This is a genomic window from Roseovarius sp. (assembly GCF_030373445.1).
In the GTDB taxonomy this organism is placed as follows: Bacteria; Pseudomonadota; Alphaproteobacteria; order Rhodobacterales; family Rhodobacteraceae; genus Roseovarius.
In genome coordinates, this window is the sequence record NZ_JAUCYU010000009.1 from 154,694 (window position 1) to 175,518 (window position 20,825).

At 65.6% G+C, this 20,825-nt stretch carries 16 protein-coding genes and 1 pseudogene; 6 read left to right on the forward strand and 11 right to left on the reverse strand.

Annotation, left to right across the window (positions count from 1 at the left end; all coding sequences use genetic code 11):
- Positions 1 to 87 precede the first annotated feature (87 nt).
- The 5 genes and pseudogenes from QUV18_RS16710 (at position 88) to QUV18_RS16730 (ending at position 5,793) form a co-directional block, all read left to right on the forward strand.
- Positions 88 to 1,272: a nucleotide sugar dehydrogenase gene (locus QUV18_RS16710; RefSeq protein WP_300895156.1), complete on the forward strand. Its 1,185-nt coding sequence runs from the start codon at positions 88 to 90 to the stop codon at positions 1,270 to 1,272.
- Positions 1,273 to 1,308: 36 nt separating this feature from the next.
- Positions 1,309 to 2,313, forward strand: a pseudogene (locus QUV18_RS16715) (glycosyltransferase family A protein).
- A gap of 3 nt (positions 2,314 to 2,316) precedes the next feature.
- Positions 2,317 to 3,642, forward strand: coding sequence for a glycosyltransferase family 2 protein (locus QUV18_RS16720; RefSeq protein WP_300895157.1), 1,326 nt, complete (start codon positions 2,317 to 2,319; stop codon positions 3,640 to 3,642).
- A gap of 307 nt (positions 3,643 to 3,949) precedes the next feature.
- Positions 3,950 to 4,624: a sulfotransferase family 2 domain-containing protein gene (locus QUV18_RS16725; RefSeq protein WP_300895158.1), complete on the forward strand. Its 675-nt coding sequence runs from the start codon at positions 3,950 to 3,952 to the stop codon at positions 4,622 to 4,624.
- Between the two features lie 65 nt (positions 4,625 to 4,689).
- On the forward strand, positions 4,690 to 5,793 hold the full coding sequence (locus QUV18_RS16730; RefSeq protein WP_300895159.1) for a Stf0 family sulfotransferase: 1,104 nt from the start codon (positions 4,690 to 4,692) through the stop codon (positions 5,791 to 5,793).
- A 21-nt stretch (positions 5,794 to 5,814) separates the two neighbouring features.
- Here QUV18_RS16730 and QUV18_RS16735 read toward each other — a convergent pair whose 3' ends face one another.
- From QUV18_RS16735 to QUV18_RS16785, 11 genes are all read right to left on the reverse strand, one after another.
- Positions 5,815 to 8,730 (reverse strand): glycosyltransferase, encoded by a 2,916-nt coding sequence (locus tag QUV18_RS16735; protein ID WP_300895160.1) that lies wholly within the window; start codon positions 8,728 to 8,730, stop codon positions 5,815 to 5,817.
- Positions 8,731 to 8,736: 6 nt separating this feature from the next.
- Positions 8,737 to 9,786 carry a hypothetical protein gene (locus QUV18_RS16740; protein WP_300895161.1) on the reverse strand — a complete coding sequence of 350 codons (1,050 nt, stop codon included), beginning with the start codon at positions 9,784 to 9,786 and terminating at the stop codon, positions 8,737 to 8,739.
- A gap of 69 nt (positions 9,787 to 9,855) precedes the next feature.
- The gene (locus QUV18_RS16745) at positions 9,856 to 11,280 is read right to left on the reverse strand and encodes a mannose-1-phosphate guanylyltransferase/mannose-6-phosphate isomerase (RefSeq protein WP_300895162.1); all 1,425 of its coding nucleotides are present in this window, start codon (positions 11,278 to 11,280) and stop codon (positions 9,856 to 9,858) included.
- A 183-nt stretch (positions 11,281 to 11,463) separates the two neighbouring features.
- Entirely contained in the window at positions 11,464 to 12,249 is a 786-nt protein-coding gene (locus QUV18_RS16750) for a carnitinyl-CoA dehydratase (protein ID WP_300895163.1), read from the reverse strand.
- On the reverse strand, positions 12,246 to 14,285 hold the full coding sequence (locus QUV18_RS16755) for an acetate--CoA ligase family protein (RefSeq protein WP_300895164.1): 2,040 nt from the start codon (positions 14,283 to 14,285) through the stop codon (positions 12,246 to 12,248). Before QUV18_RS16755 ends, QUV18_RS16750 begins: the two co-directional genes overlap by 4 nt.
- A gap of 233 nt (positions 14,286 to 14,518) precedes the next feature.
- The gene (locus tag QUV18_RS16760; protein ID WP_300895165.1) at positions 14,519 to 15,679 is read right to left on the reverse strand and encodes an acyl-CoA dehydrogenase family protein; all 1,161 of its coding nucleotides are present in this window, start codon (positions 15,677 to 15,679) and stop codon (positions 14,519 to 14,521) included.
- 1 nt (position 15,680) lies between these two features.
- Entirely contained in the window at positions 15,681 to 17,114 is a 1,434-nt protein-coding gene (locus QUV18_RS16765; protein WP_300895166.1) for a carnitine 3-dehydrogenase, read from the reverse strand.
- Positions 17,111 to 17,653 carry a lipocalin family protein gene (locus tag QUV18_RS16770; protein WP_300895167.1) on the reverse strand — a complete coding sequence of 181 codons (543 nt, stop codon included), beginning with the start codon at positions 17,651 to 17,653 and terminating at the stop codon, positions 17,111 to 17,113. The genes QUV18_RS16765 and QUV18_RS16770 overlap by 4 nt, the downstream gene beginning before the upstream one ends.
- Positions 17,650 to 18,414 carry an SDR family oxidoreductase gene (locus tag QUV18_RS16775; RefSeq protein WP_300895168.1) on the reverse strand — a complete coding sequence of 255 codons (765 nt, stop codon included), beginning with the start codon at positions 18,412 to 18,414 and terminating at the stop codon, positions 17,650 to 17,652. The genes QUV18_RS16770 and QUV18_RS16775 overlap by 4 nt, the downstream gene beginning before the upstream one ends.
- Positions 18,415 to 18,439: 25 nt before the next feature.
- Entirely contained in the window at positions 18,440 to 18,772 is a 333-nt protein-coding gene (locus QUV18_RS16780) for a hypothetical protein (RefSeq protein ID WP_300895169.1), read from the reverse strand.
- On the reverse strand, positions 18,769 to 19,683 hold the full coding sequence (locus QUV18_RS16785) for a 3-keto-5-aminohexanoate cleavage protein (protein ID WP_300895170.1): 915 nt from the start codon (positions 19,681 to 19,683) through the stop codon (positions 18,769 to 18,771). The genes QUV18_RS16780 and QUV18_RS16785 overlap by 4 nt, the downstream gene beginning before the upstream one ends.
- Before the next feature lie 84 nt (positions 19,684 to 19,767).
- Between QUV18_RS16785 and QUV18_RS16790 the strand changes: the two genes are divergently transcribed.
- Entirely contained in the window at positions 19,768 to 20,709 is a 942-nt protein-coding gene (locus QUV18_RS16790) for a helix-turn-helix domain-containing protein (protein WP_300895171.1), read from the forward strand.
- The last annotated feature ends 116 nt before the right edge of the window (positions 20,710 to 20,825 follow it).

Genomic DNA, 20,825 nt, shown 5'->3' on the forward strand with positions numbered 1-20,825 from the left:
GGCGTTCAAGGTCTCGCCTGCGCTTGCACCGATCGAGGATATCTGGTCTTTGCGGAAGCGACTGGGTCATCAATTCAGAGAACAGCCATGCCCGCCACACCTCGAACCAAGATTGCCGTTGCCGGGCTGGGATATGTCGGGCTTTCGAATGCCGTGCTGCTGGCGGGGCAGCATTCGGTGGCGGCGCTGGAGATCGATGAAGGCCGGGTGGCGCATGTGCGCGCGGGGACTTCGCCGATCGAGGATGCCGAGATTTCAAGGCATCTCGCCGAACGGGAGCTGGACCTGCACGCCACGACCGAGGCCGCGGAAGCGCTGACGGGGGCGGAGTTCGTGGTTGTCGCGACGCCGACCAACTACGATCCGAGGACGAACCATTTCGACACGTCGAGCGTGGAGGCGGTGATCGCGCAGGCGAGGGTGCATGCGCCGGAGGCCACGATCATCATCAAGTCGACGATCCCGGTGGGGTTCACGGAGCGGATGCGGGCCGAGACGGGCTACGAGGGGATCCTGTTCTCGCCCGAGTTCCTGCGCGAGGGGAAGGCGCTTTACGATTGTCTTTACCCGTCGCGGGTGATCGTGGGCGACCATGGCGCGCCGGCGCACCGGTTTGCCGATATGCTGGTGGCCGCCGCCGAAAAGGACGATGTGCCCGTGCTTTTCACGTCGTCTTCTGAAGCGGAGGCGATCAAGCTGTTCTCGAACACCTATCTTGCCATGCGGGTGGCATTCTTCAACGAGCTGGACAGCTATGCCGTGGCGCACGGGCTGAACCCGAAGGAGATCATCGACGGGGTCAGTCTCGAGCCGCGGATCGGCGGGCACTACAACAACCCCTCGTTCGGCTATGGCGGGTATTGCCTTCCGAAGGATACCAAGCAGCTTCTGGCCAATTACGAGGCCGTGCCGCAGAACCTGATCGCCGCGATCGTGCAATCGAACCGGACGCGGAAGGATTTCATTGCCGACCAGATCATCGCGCGGGCTCCGAAGGTTGTCGGGGTGTACCGACTGGTGATGAAATCGGGGTCGGACAACTTCCGCGACAGTTCCATCCAGGGTATCATGAAGCGCGTAAAGGCGAAGGGGATCGAGTGCATCGTCTACGAGCCGGCGCTGCCCGGGGAGGATTTCTTCAACTCGCGCGTTGAGCGTGATCTTGCCACGTTCAAGCAAAAGGCCGACCTGATCATCGCCAACCGCCGGTCGCCCGAGTTGTCGGACGTGGCCGATCGGGTGTATACACGCGACCTGTTCGGGATCGATTGATCGCCGAGAGGCGGCGAGGGAAGGAAGGCGGCCGAGATGGACGGCACAACGGTGCCCTGCGACCTGAGCGTGATCGTTCCCGTCTACAACGCGGCCGGAACGATCGAGCGTGTGGCGGGCGACGTACTGGCCCTTCGGCGCGAGGGTGTGCGGTGCCAGGTGATCTTCGTCGATGACGCCTCGACCGATGGCAGCATGTAGATTGTCCGCGGGCTGGCGTCTGAGCATGCGGACGTACTTGGCCTGCAGCACGAGGTCAACGAGGGCGCCGGGGTGGCCCGGATGACGGGCTGGCCGCACGCGACGGGGCGCTATACGCTGTTCTTCGATGCCGATGACATTCTGCATGGCGACGTGCTGTGCCTGACCCTTCAGCGGATGGAGGCGCACCCGCAGGTAGATACCGCGATGCTGGCCTACCGGTACGAACGGGGGCGGGCGAACACGGGGCTCGGGATGTCGTTCGAGGATACCAAGGTCTTTCGCCAGTTGTTGCGGGCCGGGGCGCCCGCCATCGGCACGCCGGGGGAAATGGGCGCGTTGCTGACGGTGACGAATTACCCGTGGAACAAGGTGATCCGCACGGCCCGTTTCCGGCAGGCCGGGCTGCGTTTCGGCACGACCCAGGTGAACAACGACATTCTCGGGCATTGGGAGATGATCGTGAAGGCGCGGCGGGTGATGTTGTCGGACGAGGTGATCTGTACCCACCTGGTCGATCCGGAGGGGCCGAATATCACCAACCAGTTCGGCGCGGAGCGCTTGCAGATGCTGGAAGCGCTGGGCGACGTTTACGACATGCTCGAGCGCGACCCCGACCTGAGGCGGCGCGAGGCGCACCGGTTCTGGAAAAGCGCGTATCGGCTGTATCGGTGGGCGCGTCCCAGGCTGGAGCCCGGTATCGCGACGCGGTTCGACGTGCGCTGGCGGGAGCTGATCGGGCGGATCGATCTTGGCGATTACGCCGATTTGCGCCTGCGCCATGATGCCGACCTGGCCGATGCGCTTGCCAATCACGTGCTGGCCGCGCAAGGTCCGTGAACCATGCCGAAGCTGTCGATCATCGTGACCGCCTATAACGTGGCAGGTTATCTCGGGCCCTGCCTTGACGGCATCCTTGGCCAGACGCTCGGGGATATCGAGGTGATCGTGGTCGATGACGGTTCGACCGACGGGACGTGGGAGATTGTCGAGACCCGCGCGGCGGCGGATGGGCGAGTGCGCCCAGTCAGGTTCGAAGAAAACACGCCCGGCGGTGTTGGCCCGGCGGCCAATGCCGGGCTTGCGCTGGCGACGGGGGATTTCATCGGGTTCGCCGATGGCGACGACCTGTACGATCCGCAGATGTTCGCCACGCTCTACGACGCGGCAGTGAGGCATGAGGCCGACCTGGCGATGTGCCGGTATCACCTGATGGATGACGCGACGGGGGAGCTGACAGAGCCGGACGAAGAGAGGTACTGGCAACCCTATCGGACGACGACGGCGGTGACGCTGGACGCGGCACGGCGGAGCGAGATTCTGCGGTTCATCGCGGTGCCGTGGCGGAAGATCTACCGTCGCGACCTGGTGGAGCGGGTGGGGCTGCGCTTTCCCGAGGGGGAACATTTCTTCGAGGACAACCCGGTGCACTGGGCCGCGGTGTTGGGCGCGCGGCGGGTGGTGATGTTGCCCGAGCACCTGTGCCGGCATCGCGTGGCGCGGCCGGGCCAGACCATGGAAGCCAACGATCACCGGCTGCCGCAGATATTCGACCATCACGACACCATCCAGGACCTTTTGCAGTCAACGGAAGCATCGGAGGCGCACAGGGACGATCTGCTTTTGTGGCTCGCGACGCAGCTTGCCTGGGTTAGCATGCGGGCAAGGGGGGAGGTGGTCCGGCAGCTTTACGACACGCTGCTGCCGATCATGGACCGGTATGACGCGGGCGAGATCGACAGGTTCTGCCGGAGGGCTGCACCCTTCGGGACGGCCCCCATGCTCGGCGCGCTCAAGGCGCGGGATTTCCCGGAATTCGCGCGGAGGGTCGAGGCACGTGGAGATGCGGCAAAGGCCGGGGTGGCGCCGGGGGCGGCGAAGGGGACCTCGCTTTGGGCGCTCGGGTTCTATCACCTGCGGCATTCCGGCCTTCGCAGAACGGCCCGGCTGACCGGCCGCTACGCCATGCAAAAGCTCGGCCAGGTAGGACGACCCAAAGAGGAGAGAAGTGCGGTGACGCAGAAGGACCTGATGATGGGGCTGGTGGTTCTCCAGCAGGAGGTGAGGCAGCTTCGGCAGGAAGTCTCGGCGTTGCGCCGGGAACTCGCGGACGGGGAGGTTCCAAGGGAGATACCACAGGCACCTGTTCCGGATGAAGAGAGGGGCTGAGGGATACGCCTTGGCAGTTCGTTCGGGGCGTGCGGTGGCAGAGAACGTGATACTGACCTGAATAGCGGCATTCCGTCCGCAAGGTTCTGCGCGTTTCGGAGGCGCCCGATTGCCTGAATGGAAAGCCCTTGTACTCTTAAAGTAGACATGCCTAAAAGCGCCCCGCCGGCCCTGCAATCCGGACCAACGGCCGCAGCCCGGCGGGGCGGTTCCGCATGAATGGCACGCCGAAGGTCCGGGTAAACGAGGCAAACGGAGACGGTCTTGCCATCGGACCGCGAATGAGAAGACGGCATCGGAAATTCAAATGGCAGTGATCTCCCGCGACCACAGGTTTCTTTACTTCCTGAACCCCCGCACGGCCAGTACGGCCACGGCCGCCCTGCTGCGCGAGGTGGCGAAGGGCGAAGCCGTGCCTGAAAAGAACATCCTGAACGATGACGGTACGATCCTGGTCCCGGCCAAGCACACCCGGCTTGAACAGTTGATCGCGCATGGCCTGATCAGCGAGGATGTTCGCCGTGATTACCTCAAGATCGTGACGGTCCGGAACCCGTTCGACTCGCTCGTTTCTCTTTGGGCAAAGATGAACCACGATTACGTGAAGTTGCTGGAGGACGAGACTTCGTGGGTGCACAGGAAGCCCGACTACAAGGAGAAGCTCGAAGCTTCGGTTGGGCTCGATTTTCCGGAATGGGTGCGCTTGCATCACGGCGAACGCTTCCGGAAAGGGAAAACGACCCAGGCCAACGGCTCTTACATGGTCGGCATGGATGTACTGCTGCGATTCGAACGGCTGCAGGACGATTTCGCCGATATCGCCCGCAGGCTGAACTTGCCGGGAGACCATCTTCTTCCGCGACGGAACGTGACACAGGGCCGTGAAGAGACCGACTATCGCAGTTACTACGACAAAGAGACGCGCAAAATCGTGGCGAGCGTGTTCGCGCCGGAGATCGAGGCACTTGGATATGAGTTCTAGAGTTTGCCCGGGGGCGGTATCACGGGCCGGCCTGTTCGGTCGCGCCAACCCGGGGTCGGTTGCCGATGCTTGAAATGTTCCGGGAGAAATCCGAGGTCAGCGCCCTCGAGTTCTTCAACGCCAATGCCGATGACCTGGCACTTCTGGTGGCGCCGGGCTTTTACAAGAAGATCAACGCGCTTCATCCCGATGTTTCGGTTGAGGACCTGCTGAAATGCGACGTTCTCAAGCTTGGCAACGTGCAACAGGTCCTGGCGAAGCGGGAGAAACGCGGGGATCGCCGGACCCATGTCGTGGCCGATCATGCCGGCGAAGCCAAGCGCGTTGCACAGCTGCGGAAGTTGTTTCCGAAGCTGTCGTTTGCCGGACTGGGAGAGGCGGTCTTTCCCGCCATCGTGACGCGACAGGCCACTGCGGCGCTTCGGCCGATGCCGACTAGGCTCAAGTGCCATACGATCGTCCTGATTTTCGCGACGCCCCGTAGCGGATCGAGCCTTGTGGCCGACATACTGGCAGATCTGGGTCTGGGTGACACCCGAGAGCACCTTCGCGGGGACGAGATAACAGCCTTGGCCAGTTCCTACCTTTTCAGCCGGCGCGCCGCGTTGCGAAACCTGGTCAACCTGAGCGCGAACGATGGGGCCTTCAGTACCAAGATCATTTCGCATTTCCTGATAAACTACATGCGGGAGGTTCGCGATTTCCGACCGCTGAAGATTTTCGGTCCGAAGGTAAAGGTCAAGGCGATCGTACTTGACCGCACCAGCAAGGTCGACCAGGCCGTTTCGGCCGATGTGGCCATGCAGCGGGGTATCTGGCATGTGAGGTCGGGTGCGGATGCCGAGAAGGTAAAGACCGAAAAGACCCCGAAATACGTGTTCGAGCGGCTGAACTCGAGGTATTTCGAGTACCGTCAGCAGAGTTTCATTCTCGACTTTGCGCGTGAGATGTTCCCGGACCATCTTGCGCTTGATTACGAGTCCGACATTGCCGGTGTCGAGTTGGGCATGCTGGGAGGGCGCATTGCCAAGGCGCTGGACCTGAAGGACTATCCCACGGATTTCGCCCGGTCGCGTGCGCGGCAGAAGATCGCCAACGAAGACAATACCGTCCTTGCCCGCCAGTTCCGGAAAGACTTCAACAAGGCGTTCGGGTTCCGGCCGAAATGACACGTGTTCCGGTCGGCTGACTTAAAGGCCTGCGTAAAGCGTTTCGGCCACATCGGGCCACTCCTGTTCGCGCGCGCGGTTGAGCGCGGCTTCGGACATCGCGCCGATCGTACCGTCGTCCTTCCTGGCGAGCAGGGCACGCATCGCGGCCAGGAGTGCGCCGTCGGCCTCGGGATCGTAGAGGATACCGGCGTCGGTTCCTTCCAGCACCTCGCCGGTCATGCCGACGCGGGGGACGATGGTCGGCAATCCGAAGCTGAGGGCGAGAACAAGTGAGCCGGAGGTGAGGATGCGTGAGTAGGGAAAGACGGCAAGGTCGGCCGCACGGAGGAAGAGTTGCAGTTCGGGTTCGTCGAGGAAGCGGTCGGTGGCGAGGATACGGCTTCTTTCCGCCCGGCTGAGCGCCGGCCTGAGCTTGCGCAGCACCTTGTGATGCATTGCTCCCGCGATCACCAGCCGGGCGTTGGGGCGCTCCTTCAGGATCTTGCGAAAGGCTGTCACCAATCGGCCGACGCCCTTGTATGGCCGGACCTGGCCGGCAAACAGGATCACGTCGTCATCGGGGGCGAGGCCGAGCGTTTCACGCGCGGTTTCGCGGGTGACGAAATCGGGATAGACGCCGAAATAGTTCCCGTGCGGCGAAATGCGGACCTTGTTCGGTTCAATGTGGAAAACGTCGCGTATTTCCGGCAGCGAAGCGGCGGCGTGCAGGTGGATCACATCGGCGAGTTCCGCGATACGCTGGGAGAGGCCGGTTTCGAGATCGGGGAAGGCGGCGTCGTGGGAGATGACATTGTGCACCGTCCAGACGATGCGGCCGCCCTCGTGCTTGAAGGCCTCGAGGTCCCTGAGGAAGGCCGCCACGTTGCGCCTTGCCTGGTTTTTGAGGCGGACATCCTTGAACAGGAAGTTGACCCAATGCAGGTGGAAAATGATCCGTTGTGCCCCGCCGGCCTGCCGTAATGTCTTGAGGGCCGACGCGATCGGGGCTTCGACGATCTCGTGGGTAAGGCTGGCCTTGCGGTAAAGCTGGTTCTGGTAGGGATTGGCGCGGTCGTAGTTGGGGTAGAAGAAGACTCGTGGGTTGCGTGACTTGCAGCGGTAGCTGACCCAGCGGGGTTCGTCGGGGTTGGGCAGGTGCACTTCCCAGAACCGGTCGAGGCCCTGACGCTTCAGCGCCTCGGTTTGTACGCGGTAGGTGTTGGTTGTTTGCGAGCGTTCATGCATGAAGGAGGTGTTCCGCCCGTGCCAGCGGCGCTGGTAGAGGACCTGGTCGACGTGGTGGAAGGCGCCGGTCTCGCTGAGTTTGAGGAACATGTCGTAATCGATTGCGTTCCTGATGTCGGTGCGGAAGCCGGTGGTCCGTTCCCATGCGGCGCGGCGGAACATGCGGAAATGGTGGGCGATCGAGGTGATCATCATCTTCTCGCGGGAGAAGACGGGCCAGTTGTACTCGTTCTTGATGTGGTGCCCGTCCGCGTCGATGCGCTCGGCCGAACTGTAGCAGCAGGCGGCCCGCGGGTGGGCGTCGAGGTATCCCATCAACTGGCGGACCGCACCGGGTTTGAGCACGTCGTCAGAATCGAGCTGCCCGACATAGAGGCCGCGGGTCATCCGCACCGCGCGGTTGGAGGCATGGCCGATGCCGCCGTTCTCGCCGTCTTCCCAGCGGACGCGCGGCTCGTCGCCGAAGGCGCGTTCGAGCACGGCAAGCGTGTCGTCGCGTGAGCCGTCATTGGCGATGCAGACCTCGAGATCCCGTACATCCTGTTCGAGCACGCTTTGCACTGCGCGCTCGATATACTTGGCGGCGTTGTAGGCCGGGATGTAGATGCTGATCTTCGGCACCCGGTAAAGCCCGTCTTTCGGCCTGTCGGCCGGGCTTGGGCAGAGCTCCGTCATGAGGCGGTTGTCGGCAGTCAGGTCACCCGAGGGGTGGGGCGGGGCCAGGTGCGGCACGAGCAGGGGAGAAAAATAGGCGCCGAGGTTGAAGAAGCGGTAGGCCATCTCGCGGGCGGCATGATCGGGGGAAGTGAAGCCGGTTTCGAGCCCGCCGGCGCGCTGGAGCAGGGCGCGGGGCACAACCATGTTGAGCCCGTTGACCTTCCGGAACGGCAGGTCGTGGCCGAACGGGTGGGGAGCGGACTTGATCGCGTAGGGCGTCGGGTGCCGCATGTCGGGCGTCTGCATCAGCGGCTGGACGACAGCGTCCGAGACCCGCCCGAGATGCACGGCGCGGGCCAGCGCGCCCGGGTCGAGCCGCACCTCGCCCTGCAGGAAGAGGAACAGGTCGGCCTGTGTCACGGCCTCGGCGATGTACGACGCGGCGAGGGGAGAAAGGATGGGGGCCTCGATGACCTCGACTTCGTGCGGGGAGGCAGAGGCCGCGGCGTCGAGCGCGGGGCTGCGAGCGGGGGTGAATAGCGCGATTTTCGTCGGCGTATCGCTTTGCTGGCCGTCGAGTTGGCTGAGCATTCGCTGGGCTTGGTCCGCATCCGCAGCGCCGAAGAAGACATGAACGCGGCTTCGATGTGTATCGGCGACCGAGGCCAGGCTTGCGGCGGCGGTATGGAGAAACTGGAAATCGTTGCCGTGGCCCGCGATCTCCGGAAGCGCCATGTCCGGTGGGTAGGGGCGGGGCACGTAGCGGTCGGCTTCGACCACGCGAAAGGGCACGCGCAGCTGGCCCGAGGCGTTGGCAGTGAAATCTGCGGGGCAGTTGACCTTGTGAAGGCGGTGTTCCGGGGGAATCCGATCTTCGACATGCCGCCGAAGCAAGGCGAAGAGCCCCGGATCGACGTCGGGATGAAAGCGGATGGAGTCGAGCCTCAGGCGGGCGGCGGAGGCCTCGCCCTGGTTGCCGAGATGCAAGGCCTCGACAGCCTGACCCCATGGGTTGCGGGGGCCGTAGGAGGAGGATGGCGGGGTATCGGACACGGTGTCTTACCTCCGGCGGAACCGTCGGAGGGCACGCACCACGCCACGCAGCGGGCCGGTGACCCGCCAGCTTGTGCTTGACCGAAGTGCCTTCAGGTCGCGCTCGCCTTCCAGGACGCGCTGCTGGAGGAAGGCGATTTCGGCTTCCATGTCCTGCAGGCGGTCCGAAAGGTCCGGCCCCTCGCCGGGTTCCTGCGGGGCGGACAGGTCGGGCTCTCCTGCGTCCGCCTCGGGGCGGTCATGCTGCGCCAGGCTATGCGTTTCCTCGAGTTCCAGAAGCTTGGCGAGCAGCCGTTCGACATCCTCGGCGTGGCGTGACGGCGGCGGCGCAATGTCCCGCACGGTTTCCGCGGCGCGCGGACCCGCACCGCGCGCCATGAGGTCGAGCCGGTGCATTTGTCCCTGCCGGTCGAGAAAGTCGTCGAAGGCACGACGCTCTGCGCTGTCGGGGGGCAGGGCCGCCAACTGGGAGAGGGGAGAGGGTGCGCCGGGAGCGAGGTACAGCGCCACTTGCGGGGCGCTGCGACCGAAAACCATGATCTTCATGCCGGCGGCCGGCACGCCGGCGATCAGGCTTTCGGTCAGGCCGGGCCCGTACAGGAGGATGGCACCGGCGCGGCCGGCATGCGCTGCGATCCGGGAGATGTCCTGCTCTCGGCGGGAGCTGTCCTGGGGCAAGTTGACCGTGAGGATGTCGATGCTTCCGGCCTGTGCGGTGGCATCGTCTGCCTGCGGTGCACGCGCGCCATCCGACGTGTCGTCCGGCGCTGAGCCTGTATCGAGGCACCGGGTTGTCAGGCAAAGCCGGTCTGCCGCCTGCCGGAAGGCCCGATGAGCCGTTCTCGTCGTGCCGCCCGTGGTCAGCACTGTTTCGGGACGGAAGACCTCGGTCAGCCAGAAGATGAGAGGCAGGGCGGGGAGTGAGGCGGACTCCGCCAGGTAGGTGGCCGGCCATGTCAGCGGATGATTGACAAGCTCGAGAAGCCCGTCGATCCGAGGGGGTTCGGCAGCGGCAAGGCTGCCGGTTCCGGCCTTGGCCGGGTCGTCTTTATTCACCGGTGCCGTCACCCTCACTACCCCGTACGCAACCCGCGGTTCGCGCCAGACACGGTTTTCTGCACGGATTCAGTTGCGTGCATAAATATCTTCATACCGGATTATGTCGTCTTCGCCCAGATACACGCCGGTCTGAACCTCGATAAGTACGATCGGGACCTTCCCGGGGTTGGCCAGCCGGTGGACGGTGCCGACCGGGATGTAGACCGATTGGTTCTCGGTCAGGAGCTTGACGTCGTCGCCGACCGTGACCTCTGCCGTGCCCTGGACCACCACCCAGTGTTCCGACCTGTGGTGGTGCGATTGAAGCGAGAGCGAGGCGCCGGGGTGGACGTGAATGCGCTTGACCTGGAAGCGGTCGCCGAGGGCCAGGGTTTCGAACCAGCCCCACGGGCGGTGATCCTTGCGGAATTCGGTGGCCTGCTTGGCGCCTTTTTCCTTCAGGGCGCTGACCGCCTTCTTGACGTCCTGCGCGCGCGAGGCATCGGCAACCAGCACGGCATCGGGCATGGCGACCGTGATTATGTCCTTGAGGCCGATGCCCACGACCTCAAGGGAACTGTCCTCGGACCGGAGCAGGGTGTTGTCGCAGTCAATCGCCGTGGCATGGCCCGAGGTGCCGACGCCGCGGTCGTCGACCCCGCCTTCGCGCCAGACGGCATCCCAGCCGCCGAGATCGGACCAGCCGCCGGAATAGGGCACGACGGAGAGGTTGTCGGCCTTTTCCATCACCGCGTAGTCGATTGACTCGTCGGCCGCGCCGGCCCAAGGGCCGGGCGCCAGCCGCAGGAAGCCGAGATCGCACTCGCCCTGGTCGAGCGCTTCCGTGACCGGGCCGATGAGCTCGGGCGTATGGGTTTCGAAGGCTTCGAGGATGGTCTTTACCGAGAAGAGGAAGATGCCCGCGTTCCAGAGGTAATTGCCGGAGGCGAGCATTTTCGCGGCCGTCGCCTCGTCCGGTTTCTCGACGAAGCGTTTCAGGCCGTGGGCCTCGGGTTTTCCTTCGCCGGGCGGGCCGTCAAGCTCGAGGTATCCGTAGCCGGTTTCCGGCCGGTCCGGGGTGATGCCGAAGGTGACCAGCTGGCCGCTTTCCGCCGCCGGGACACCGGCAAGGATGGCCTGGTGGAACGCCTCGGCGTCGGGCACGACGTGATCCGAGGGAGCCACCAGCATGAGCGTGTCCGGGTCGTTCCGCGAGAGCCAAAGCGCCGAGGCGAGGATGGCGGGGGCGGTGTTGCGCCCCTCGGGCTCGATCATGATGGCGCTGGGATCAATGCCCGCCGTGGCAAGCTGTTCGACAACGATGAAGCGGAAGGCGGTGTTCGTCACGACGAGGGGGGCGTTGAAGCCTTGCCCGCTGAGCCGCCCGGCCGTGGACTGGAACAGGGTGGTCTCGCCCAGGAGCGGCACGAACTGCTTCGGGTAGCTCTTCCGCGAGAGGGGCCAGAGCCGTGTGCCGGAGCCGCCGCAAAGAAGCAAAGGCGTGATCTTCATTCCACGTAACCCTGGTCAGACTGCGGGAGCGGACAGGTGTCCGCCGGTTCATCGGTTTCTTCCTCATTTGAAGGCCGATTGCAACAACGCTGCGCCGGCCCGGCGAAAACCTGTGCGCATGGTCGCCCAAAAGGCGCGCCGGGTCGGTTCGGCGCGCCATGGAGAGAACCGGCTGACCTCGGGTTACTTGCCCTTCCAGACCGGGTCGCGCTTTTCCGCGAAGGCGCGGGCGCCTTCCATCTGGTCCTCGGAATCGTAGAGCACGTCGACGGTTTCGAACTGTCGCTTGGTGATGCGGTTCATGGCGTCCTGGAAGGTGAGGGCCTCGGCCTCGCGGACGATCTCCTTGATGGCGGCGTAGACCAGCGGCGGGCCGGAGGCGAGGTGGTCGGCCAGCTTGCGGGCCTCTTCCATCAGTTTGCCGGCCGGGTGGATCTGGTTGACGAAGCCCCACCGCGCGCCTTCCTCGGCATCCAGCCAGCGGCCGGTCAGCAGCATTTCCATCGCGATGTGATAGGGGATGCGCTTGGGCAGCTTCACGCTGGCCGCATCGGCCACGGTGCCCGAACGGATTTCCGGCAGGGCGAACTGGGCGTGGTCGGCGGCGAGGATGATGTCGGCCGAGAGCGCCCATTCGAAACCGCCGCCGCAGCAGATGCCATTGACGGCGGCAATGACGGGCTTGTTCATCGCGCGCATCTCCTGCAGGCCGCCGAAGCCGCCGACGCCGTAATTGCCGTCGACCGCGTCACCGTCGGCGGCGGCTTTCAGGTCCCAGCCAGGGCAGAAGAACTTCTCGCCCGCACCGGTGATGAGGGCCACGCGCAACTCCGGGTCGTCGCGGAATTCCTTGAAGACATCGCCGAGGATGACACTGGTTTTCAGGTCGATGGCGTTCGCCTTGGGCCGGTCGAGCGTGACCTCGAGCACGTGGCCGCGGCGCTCTGTCCTGACGGGTGATGCGGTCATGGGTTTCCTCCGATCGTGATGAGTGCGTCCACCGCCACCGCGCGGGTTTCGGTGCAGATGAGCGGGTTGATTTCGACTTCCTCCAGCCGGCCGGCATGGGCCGCAACGTAAGACTGCACCGCCAGAACGGCCTGTGCAATGGCGCCCATGTCGGCGCCGGGCTTGCCGCGGTAGCCGCGCAGGACCCTGGCGATGCGGAGGGAATTGAGGGCTTGGGCGATCTCGTCTTCGGTCGCGGGCAGGAGAAGCGAGGCGCTGTCGCCCATGATCTCGGTCAGGATGCCGCCGGCGGCCAGCGTCAGCACGTAACCATGGGCCGGGTCGCGGGTGACGCCGATGAGCAGCTCGGCGACGGTGCCGTCGATCATTTCTTCGACCAGCCAGCTTTCGCAGGGCATGACGGCGGCCTGTGCCACGGCCGCGGCGGTGTCTTCGCGGGCGAAGGCAACGCCGCCGGCCTCGGTCTTGTGAGCCAGGCCCTCGGCCTTGATGACCAGCGGCGTGCCGATGTCCCGGACGGCCTCTTCCAAGGCGGATTTGTTTGCCGCGCGTTTGGCGGCGGGGATGGTGACGCCGTGGGCGGCGAGTTCGGCCTTGGCCTCGGCCTCGCTGAGCGTGTGCAATTCGGCTGGTTCGCCGGGGTGCAGGAGGGGTTCCGGCTCGGGTCGGGGCTGGCCGAGCCGAGCGGCGACGGCGATCGCGGTCAGGGCTTCGTCGAGACCCAGGAGAGGGACCATGCCGCCGGCGATGATCCGTGCGGTGACGGCCTCGGTCATGGCGTCGGGCAGGGTGGCGACGATCGCGAGGGGCTTGCCCGTCTGCTTGGTGGCTTCCTCGCCGGCCTCGTAGATGCAATCCCACGCAACGGGGTCACAGCGGTCTTCGCGGGGGAAGTCGGCGACGAGGCAACCCATGGCGATGTCGCCGCCCAGCATTGCACCGAAGGTGGCGGCCATGCGGGGCACGTCCGTCCAGATGAAAGTGTGATAATCGAGCGGGTTGGCGAGCGCCACCATCGGCCCCAGTGCCTCGCGCAGCCCCTGGCGCTGGGCGCCGTCGAGGGTGGGGAAGGTGACGTCGTGGCCGATGGCGGTGTCGGCCATGAGGCTCGCCTCGCCGCCCGAGCAGGACATCGAGACGATGCGGTTCGAGGGCAGGGGGCCGGTGAAATGCAGGAGTTTAAGGGTCTCCAGCAGGGCGGGCAGGCTTTCCACCTGCGCGATGCCGAGACGTTTCAGCAGGGCGCGGGCACCGGCGTCGGAGCCGGTAAGCGAGGCGGTGTGCGAGACCGCCGCCGCCTGTGCCTGTTCCGAGCGGCCGGCCTTTAGCGCGACGACGGGCTTGCCGAGGGCGCGGGCGCGGCTGGCCAGCGCCTCGAAGGCGCGCAGGTCGCCCACGCCTTCGACATGCAGGCCGAGGGCGGTGACACGGTCGTCTTCCAGCAGGGCAGTGCCGATTTCGGCGAGGCCAAGCTGCGCCTGGTTGCCGGCGGTGGCGACATAGGCCAGCGGCAGGCCGCGGGTCTGCATGGTGATGTTGATCGCCATGTTGGAGCTTTGGGTGAGCACGGCCACGCCACGTTCGACCCGGGCGCCGCCATGCTGGTCGGGCCAGAGCAGGGCACCGTCGAGGTAGTTGATGAAGCCGTAGCAGTTGGGCCCGATGATCGGCATGTCGCCGGCGGCGTCGAGCAGCTGTGCCTGCAGGTCGCCGCCGTCGCCGGTTTCCGCCTGTGCCTCGCGGAAGCCGCTGGCGAAACAGACCGCGCCGCCCGCGCCGCGCTCGCGCAGGTGGCGGACGGTGTCGATGGTGAGGTTGCGGTTGACGCCGATGAAGGCCGCGTCGGGCGCATCGGGGAGGTCTTCGAGCCGTTGGAAGGCCGCGACGCCGCCCACTTCGGTGCGCTTGGGGTGGACGGGCCAGACCGGCCCGGCGAAGCCCATCTTGCGGCATTGCTCGACGACGCTGGCGCACCACGCCCCGCCGCCGATCACGGCGATGGAGCGGGGTTGCAGCAGGCGGGAGAGGTCAGGCATGTGTTTTCCCTGTCGCGAAAGAGATGAATGCCTCCGGCGGGGATATTTCGGGCCAGAAGAAGCAACGGTTTGTTAACCGCGTTGGGCGATACTTCTTTTACGGTACAGGCTGGGAAGCCGATGACCGCGCCAGGAGAAGCACGTTGCGGTGTTTCCGATCACGGGGAGGTTGTGAGGGCTTCCCCGTGTTTCTTCTGGCCAAAAATATCCTCGCCGAAGGCATGAAAGTTCTTTTATGCCCCCAGCGGCCGCAGAAGCTCGCGGCTGATGATGTGGCGCTGGATTTCCGATGTGCCGTCCCAGATGCGTTCGACCCGTGCGTCGCGCCAGAAGCGTTCGATGGGGAAGTCGTCCATCAGCCCCATGCCGCCGTAGACCTGCAGCGTGGCATCGGTGACGCGGGCCAGCATTTCGGAGGCGTAGAGCTTGGCCGAGGCGATCTCGCGGTTGGCGGGCAGGCCCTGGTCGAGGCGCCAGGCCGAGGCCAGCGTCAGCCAGTCGGCAGCGTCGATCTCGGTGATCATGTCGGCGATCTGGAAGCTGATGCCCTGGAACTTGCCGATCTGCTGGCCGAACTGCTTGCGCTCTGCGGCGTGAGCGAGCGCGTAGTCGAAGCAGCGGCGAGCGCGGCCGACGCTCATGGTGGCGACAGTGATGCGGGTGGCGTAGAGCCATTCGTTCATCACCGCGAAGCCGCCATCGACCTCGCCCAGCACCTGCGCGTCGGGCAGGCGGCAATCGTCGAAGTCGAGGATCATGTTCTTGTAGCCGCGGTGGCTGACCGAGTTGTAGCCGTGGCGGATGGTGAAGCCCGGCGTGCCGCGGTCGACAAGGAAGGCGGTGATGCGTTTCTTGGGGCCCTTGTCTGTCTGATCTTCGCCGGTGGCGATGAAGACGATGACGAAGTCAGCGTGATCGGCGCCCGAGATGAAGTGCTTGGTGCCGTTCACGACCCAGTCGCCGCCGTCGCGTTTGGCGGTGCATTTCATGCCGCGCACGTCGGAGCCTGCGTCGGGTTCGGTCATGGCCAGCGCGTCCATCCGCTCGCCGCGCACGGCGGGCATCAGGTAGCGCTCGCGTTGCTCGCCCTCGCAGGCCATCAGGATGTTCTGAGGGCGGCCGAAGAAGTGCGTCAGCGCCATCGATCCGCGGCCCAGTTCGCGCTCGACGAGGGCAAACTCGAGGTGCGACAGGCCCGGGCCGCCCACTTCCTCGGGGAAGTTGGAGGCGTAGAAGCCGAGGTCGAGCGTCTTGCGCTTGATTTCGTCGGCGATCTCCTTGGGCACTTCGCCGGTGCGCTCGACAACCTCTTCATGCGGGTAGATTTCCTTCTCGACGAAGCTCCGCACGGTGTCGACGATCATTTCCTGTTCGTCGGTCAATCCGAAATGCATCTCAGTTCTCCTTCGCGTGCAGGGCAGCCAGCGTCTCGACCTTTTCCAGCACCTCGTCCGCCGGCTCGCAGGTGCGGCGGGATTCGAGGCTGACGTGCAGCATGAGCTGGTCGCAGGTGGCCATGACCTCGCCATCGCTGGCGCGTTTCATCTCGTGGAAGCAGCGCAATTTCTTGCCGCGACCTTCGGTGATGCGGGTGTGGACCACGATGCGTTCGCCGGCATGGGCTTCGGCCAGGTACTTGGTGGTGGTTTCGACGGTGAAGTAGTTGAACCCGCGCGCGGCGTAGTCCGCGCTGGTCGGGGCAAGGGGCGCGCCGTCCGTGGCGCTGACATAGGCGATGACCTCTTCGGCCGCGTCCGAGAAGAGTTGGCCATAGCGCCCCTCGTTCATGTGGCCGTTCAGGTCGGTCCAGTCGGTGGGCACCACGCGATCTTGCGTGACCATCGGGTTGGCGGGCTCGGGCAGCTGCCGGATGGTCCGCTGGTGGGTGTTGATCAGGCGGCCCGAGGCGTTGCCCTGCTGGCGCAGGGCGCGCATCATGGCGATGAGGTTCTTGTCGCGCTTCTTTTCCAGCTCGCGGATCGACAGGTGCCCGGATTGCGCGTCGGATTGGTCGGCGATCATGTCGACGAGCTCATCGGTGAACTCGGGCACGTCCATCAGCTTGGTCCAGGGCCATTTCAGGGCCGGGCCAAACTGGGCCATGAAATGGCGCATGCCGGCTTCGCCGCCCGCCACGCGGTAGGTCTCGAACAGGCCCATCTGGGCCCAGCGGATGCCGAAGCCGTAGCGGATGGCGTTGTCTATCTCCTCGGTGGTGGCGACACCGTCCTTGACCAGCCAGAGCGCCTCGCGCCAGACGGCTTCGAGGAAGCGGTCGGCGATGTGGGCGTCGATCTCCTTGCGGACGCGGAGGGGGTAGAGGCCGACGGAGGTGAGGATTTCCTCGGCCGCAGCGATCGCCGCCTCGTCGGTTTCGGGCGAGGGGACGATTTCGATCAGCGGCAGGAGGTAGACCGGGTTGAACGGGTGCGCGACCATGATGCGCGAGGGATCGGGGGCGCCCTGTTGCAATTCGGAGGGTTTGAAGCCGGAGGTGGAGGAGCCGATGGGGGCGGTCGAGGCGCCCTGGATTTCCGCCATGACCTTGTGCTTGAGGTCGAGCCGTTCGGAAACGCTTTCCTGCACCCACTCGGCACCCTCGACCGCTTCGGCAATCGAGCCGTGGAAGGTGAGCGCCCCTTCGTCGGGCAGGGCCACGTCGTAGAGCATCGGCAGGGCGGCGCGGGCGTTGGCCATCACCTCGCCGATCTTGCGTTCGGCTTCAGGGTCTGGGTCGAACACGCGCACGTTCCAGCCATTGAGGAGGAAGCGGGCGGCCCAGCCGCCGCCGATGACGCCGCCGCCGATGATTGCTGCTGTCTTGGTCATTGTGATGTCTCCTTCGAAAGGGACAGGTCGTATCCCATCCATTCCATGATTTCCTTGGCGGCCGTGATCCGGTCTGCGCCGCCGTTGGCGGAGCGGTCCATGATCCAGCCGAAGCGGCCGTCGGGCGTGCCGATGGCCGCGGTTCTGTCGTCGGCGTCCATCCAGAGCACCCAGATGGGGCTGTCGCCGAAGGCCGGGCTGTTGCCGGCGCGGAAGCGGCCCTGGCCCAGCGGGGTGAGGGTGGCCCGCACGGGGCCATCGCTGGCGGTACCGGTCAGGGTGAGGGTCTCGCCGCCAGACGCGAGGCGCAGCGGGCCGGAGAGATTCGGCGTGCCGGGCCAGCCGGCGCGGATGTACCAGTCGCCCGCGAGGCGGGCGGCGGTGACGTTCACCTGGCTCGAGATGCGGGCATCCGGGTTGCGGAGACCGCCCCTTTCGTTACCGGGGCCGCCGCAGCTTGCCAGCGTCGCGGCGAGGGCGGCAGCAAGGCCGGCGTGGAGAAGCCCGCGCGCGTATCCCGTTTCGACGAGGGATGTCACGGCACCATGCTCTCGGTATGACCGTCGACGGCCAGTAGTTGACCCGTCACCTTCCCGGCCGCTGGCGAGGCGAGGAAGAGCGCCATGTCGGCGAGGTCGTCGCCGGTGACCCAGGTGCGCAGGCTGGTGCCCTTGACGTAGAGCGCGCGCGTTTCCTCGACGGTGAGGCCGCTGGCCTTCGCTTCCATCTGCAGGACACGTTCCATGCGCGCGCCCTCGACCGCGCCTGGGGCGATGGCGTTGACGCGGACGCCGGCCGGGCCAAGCTCCATCGCCAGCGTCTTGGTGATGCCGACCAGCCCCCATTTTGCTGCCACGTAGGGGCTGCGGTAGGGCACGCCGTGAAAGCCCGAGGTCGAGCTGGTGATCAGGATCAGGCCCGAGCCCTGGGCGCGCATGAGCCGCGCGGCCCAGCGGCAGGCCAGGAAGGCACCGTTGAGGTTGACGCCGATGCAGGCCTGCCACTCGCCATAGTCGAGATCCTCGATCCGGCCGGCGGGGCCGCCGGTGCCGGCATTGGCGCAGAGCACGTCGACACCTTCGAAGGCGGTCTCGACCTCGTCGAAGAACGCCTGCATCGCAGCCTCGTCGGTGACGTCGGCCTGGCGGGCGAGCATGTCGGGGTGATCGGCCTGGACCTGGGCCACCGCCGCGGCGTCGGCGTCGCAGAGGGCGACGCGGTCACCGCGTTCGGCAAAGCGGCGGGCGAGCGTCAGGCCGATGCCCGAGGCGCCGCCGGTGATGACGACGCGCTGGCTCATGATGTGGTCCATTGGGTGATGTGGGTCAGTCTACGCATATTCCTGTGAGTTCCCCGTTTTCGTCGAACATGTCGAAGCAGCCGAAGAGCGGCCGTTCCGACGCGCATTGGCCCTTGCCGGTGTCGGGCGAGGCGAGGCAGGCGCTTTCGCACTCGGTGCTGCGACGGCAGGATTGGCCGCCGTCGCCCGTCTGGAGAAAGCACATCTTTGCCCCGGTGATGCCGCCGGCGCGGAAGATGCCGCCCTCGGCCGTGCAGATCCGTTCCTCTTCGCGAAGCTCGGCATTGCTGCGGCCGAAAGGGTCGGGCTGGCAGGCCGTCAGGGCGACGAGTGCCGCCAGCACGACGGCGGGTTTCATCCCTTGGGCGCCCGCTTGGTGAGGCCCAGCTTCTTGCGCACGTCCTCGGGACCGATCACCTTGGCGCCCATGCGCTCGATGATCTCTTTCGCGCGGACGACGAGTTGCTCGTTGGTGGCCAGAACGCCCTTGTCGAGCATCAGGTTGTCCTCGAGCCCGACGCGGACATGGCCACCGGCCAGGACGGAGGCCGCGACGTAAGGCATCTGGCTGCGGCCGAGGCCGAAGGCCGAGAAGGTCCAGTCGTCGGGGACGTTGTTGACCATCGCCATGAAGGTGTTGAGGTCGTCCGGCGCGCCCCATGGCACGCCCATGCAGAGCTGGACGAGGGCCGGGCTTTCGAGGATGCCGTCCTTGACGAGTTGCTTGGCGTACCAGAGATGGCCGGTATCGAAGGCTTCAATTTCGGGTTTGACGCCGAGATCCGTCATCATCTTGCCCATCGCCTGCAACATGCCGGGCGTATTGGTCATCACGTAGTCGGCCTCGGCGAAGTTCATGGTGCCGCAGTCGAGGGTGCAGATCTCGGGCAGGCACTCGGCGACGTGGGCCACTCGCTCGGTCGCGCCGATCATGTCGGTGCCGGCATCGTTGAGCGGCAGGGGGCTTTCCGTGTTGCCGAAGGTGATGTCGCCGCCCATGCCGGCGGTGAGGTTGAGCACCACGTCGGTGTCGGAGGCGCGGATGCGGTCGGTGACTTCGCGGAACATCCCGACGTCGCGTGACGGTGCGCCGGTTTCGGGGTCACGGACGTGGCAGTGAACGATGGCGGCCCCGGCTTTCGCCGCCGCAATGGCGCTGTCGGCGATCTGTTCGGGGCTGCGGGGGACGTGCGGGCTCTTGTCCTGCGTGCCGCCTGATCCGGTCACGGCGCAGGTGATGAAGACCTCGCGATTCATGGCAAGCGGCATTGGCTTCCCTCCTTTTGCGTCGGTTCTGGGCGCCACCCTATCTTGCTGGTGTGGACACCGATTTTGCGGTAATAGACAAAAATCATGCCTGAATGGACAAAATTTCCGGATCGCCCGGTACGCATCGCCTTCCTGCTGTTCGACGAGTTCTCGAACCTGTGCCTGGCCAACTGCATCGAACCTTTGCGGGCGGCGAACACGCTGACGCATGTGCATGCCTTCGACTGGCGGATCGTGACGATGGACGGGCGGACAGGGCGGTCGTCGAGCGGGATCGACATACTGGCAAGCGCGGCGCTGAGCCAGGTGGGGGCGGTGGATTACCTGTTCGTGCTTGCGAGTTACGCCCATGAAAGCCACGACACATCGGCCAACCGTCGGATGCTGCGGACAGCGGCGCGGCGCGCCGAGGTGACGGTGGGGCTTGATTCGGGGCCGTGGCTGTTGGCCTCGGCAGGCCTTTTGAGCGGGCGGCGGGCGACGGTGCACTGGGATTTGCTGGATGCGTTCACCGAGCGTTTCCTGGACGTGGAGGCCAGCCAAGCGAGGGTGCTGAAAGACGGCCCTTACATGACCTGCGCGGGGGCGATGTCAGCGCTGGACCTGACGCTCGACCTGATTGCCGAGCATCTGGGGCTGTCGGCCCGGCTGGACGTGGAGGCACTGTTCCTGCATGGCGACCCCCCGGTGGGCAAGGCCGACGAGGCGGTGGCAGACCCGCTGGTGCGCCGGGCGCTGGCGGTGATGCGGGAGACGGTAGAGCGGCCGTTGCCGCTGAAGCAGCTGGCGAAGCGCGTGTCGTGCCAGCCGCGCACGCTTGACCGGCACTTCCGGGCCCGCCTTGGTGCACCGCCCGGCACGGTCTATCGGCAGCTGCGCCTGTCGGCGGCGCGCAAGTTGATCGAGGACAGCCGCCGGTCGATTTCCGAGATCGCGCTGCGCTGCGGGTATGAAAGCCCGGCCGCGCTGACCCGCGCAATCCGCCGGGCTTACGGTGCCACGCCATCGGCATTGCGCAGGAAATGATCAGGCTTGCCCATGAGAAGCGGCAGGCTTAGGTCTAGAAGGGTAAAAGACAAGTAAGCGTTTGCCCGCACATCGATAATGCCCGATACTTCGCCGGGCGGCACGAGTCTCCGAGG

Coding starts and splice junctions, on each gene's coding strand:
- QUV18_RS16710 (WP_300895156.1), top strand. CDS start 88: ATGCCCGCCACACCTCGAACCAAGATTGCCGTTGCCGGGCTGGGATAT.
- QUV18_RS16720 (WP_300895157.1), top strand. CDS start 2,317: ATGCCGAAGCTGTCGATCATCGTGACCGCCTATAACGTGGCAGGTTAT.
- QUV18_RS16725 (WP_300895158.1), top strand. CDS start 3,950: ATGGCAGTGATCTCCCGCGACCACAGGTTTCTTTACTTCCTGAACCCC.
- QUV18_RS16730 (WP_300895159.1), top strand. CDS start 4,690: ATGCTTGAAATGTTCCGGGAGAAATCCGAGGTCAGCGCCCTCGAGTTC.
- QUV18_RS16745 (WP_300895162.1), bottom strand. CDS start 11,280: ATGAAGATCACGCCTTTGCTTCTTTGCGGCGGCTCCGGCACACGGCTC.
- QUV18_RS16750 (WP_300895163.1), bottom strand. CDS start 12,249: ATGACCGCATCACCCGTCAGGACAGAGCGCCGCGGCCACGTGCTCGAG.
- QUV18_RS16755 (WP_300895164.1), bottom strand. CDS start 14,285: ATGCCTGACCTCTCCCGCCTGCTGCAACCCCGCTCCATCGCCGTGATC.
- QUV18_RS16760 (WP_300895165.1), bottom strand. CDS start 15,679: ATGCATTTCGGATTGACCGACGAACAGGAAATGATCGTCGACACCGTG.
- QUV18_RS16765 (WP_300895166.1), bottom strand. CDS start 17,114: ATGACCAAGACAGCAGCAATCATCGGCGGCGGCGTCATCGGCGGCGGC.
- QUV18_RS16775 (WP_300895168.1), bottom strand. CDS start 18,414: ATGAGCCAGCGCGTCGTCATCACCGGCGGCGCCTCGGGCATCGGCCTG.
- QUV18_RS16780 (WP_300895169.1), bottom strand. CDS start 18,772: ATGAAACCCGCCGTCGTGCTGGCGGCACTCGTCGCCCTGACGGCCTGC.
- QUV18_RS16785 (WP_300895170.1), bottom strand. CDS start 19,683: ATGCCGCTTGCCATGAATCGCGAGGTCTTCATCACCTGCGCCGTGACC.
- QUV18_RS16790 (WP_300895171.1), top strand. CDS start 19,768: ATGCCTGAATGGACAAAATTTCCGGATCGCCCGGTACGCATCGCCTTC.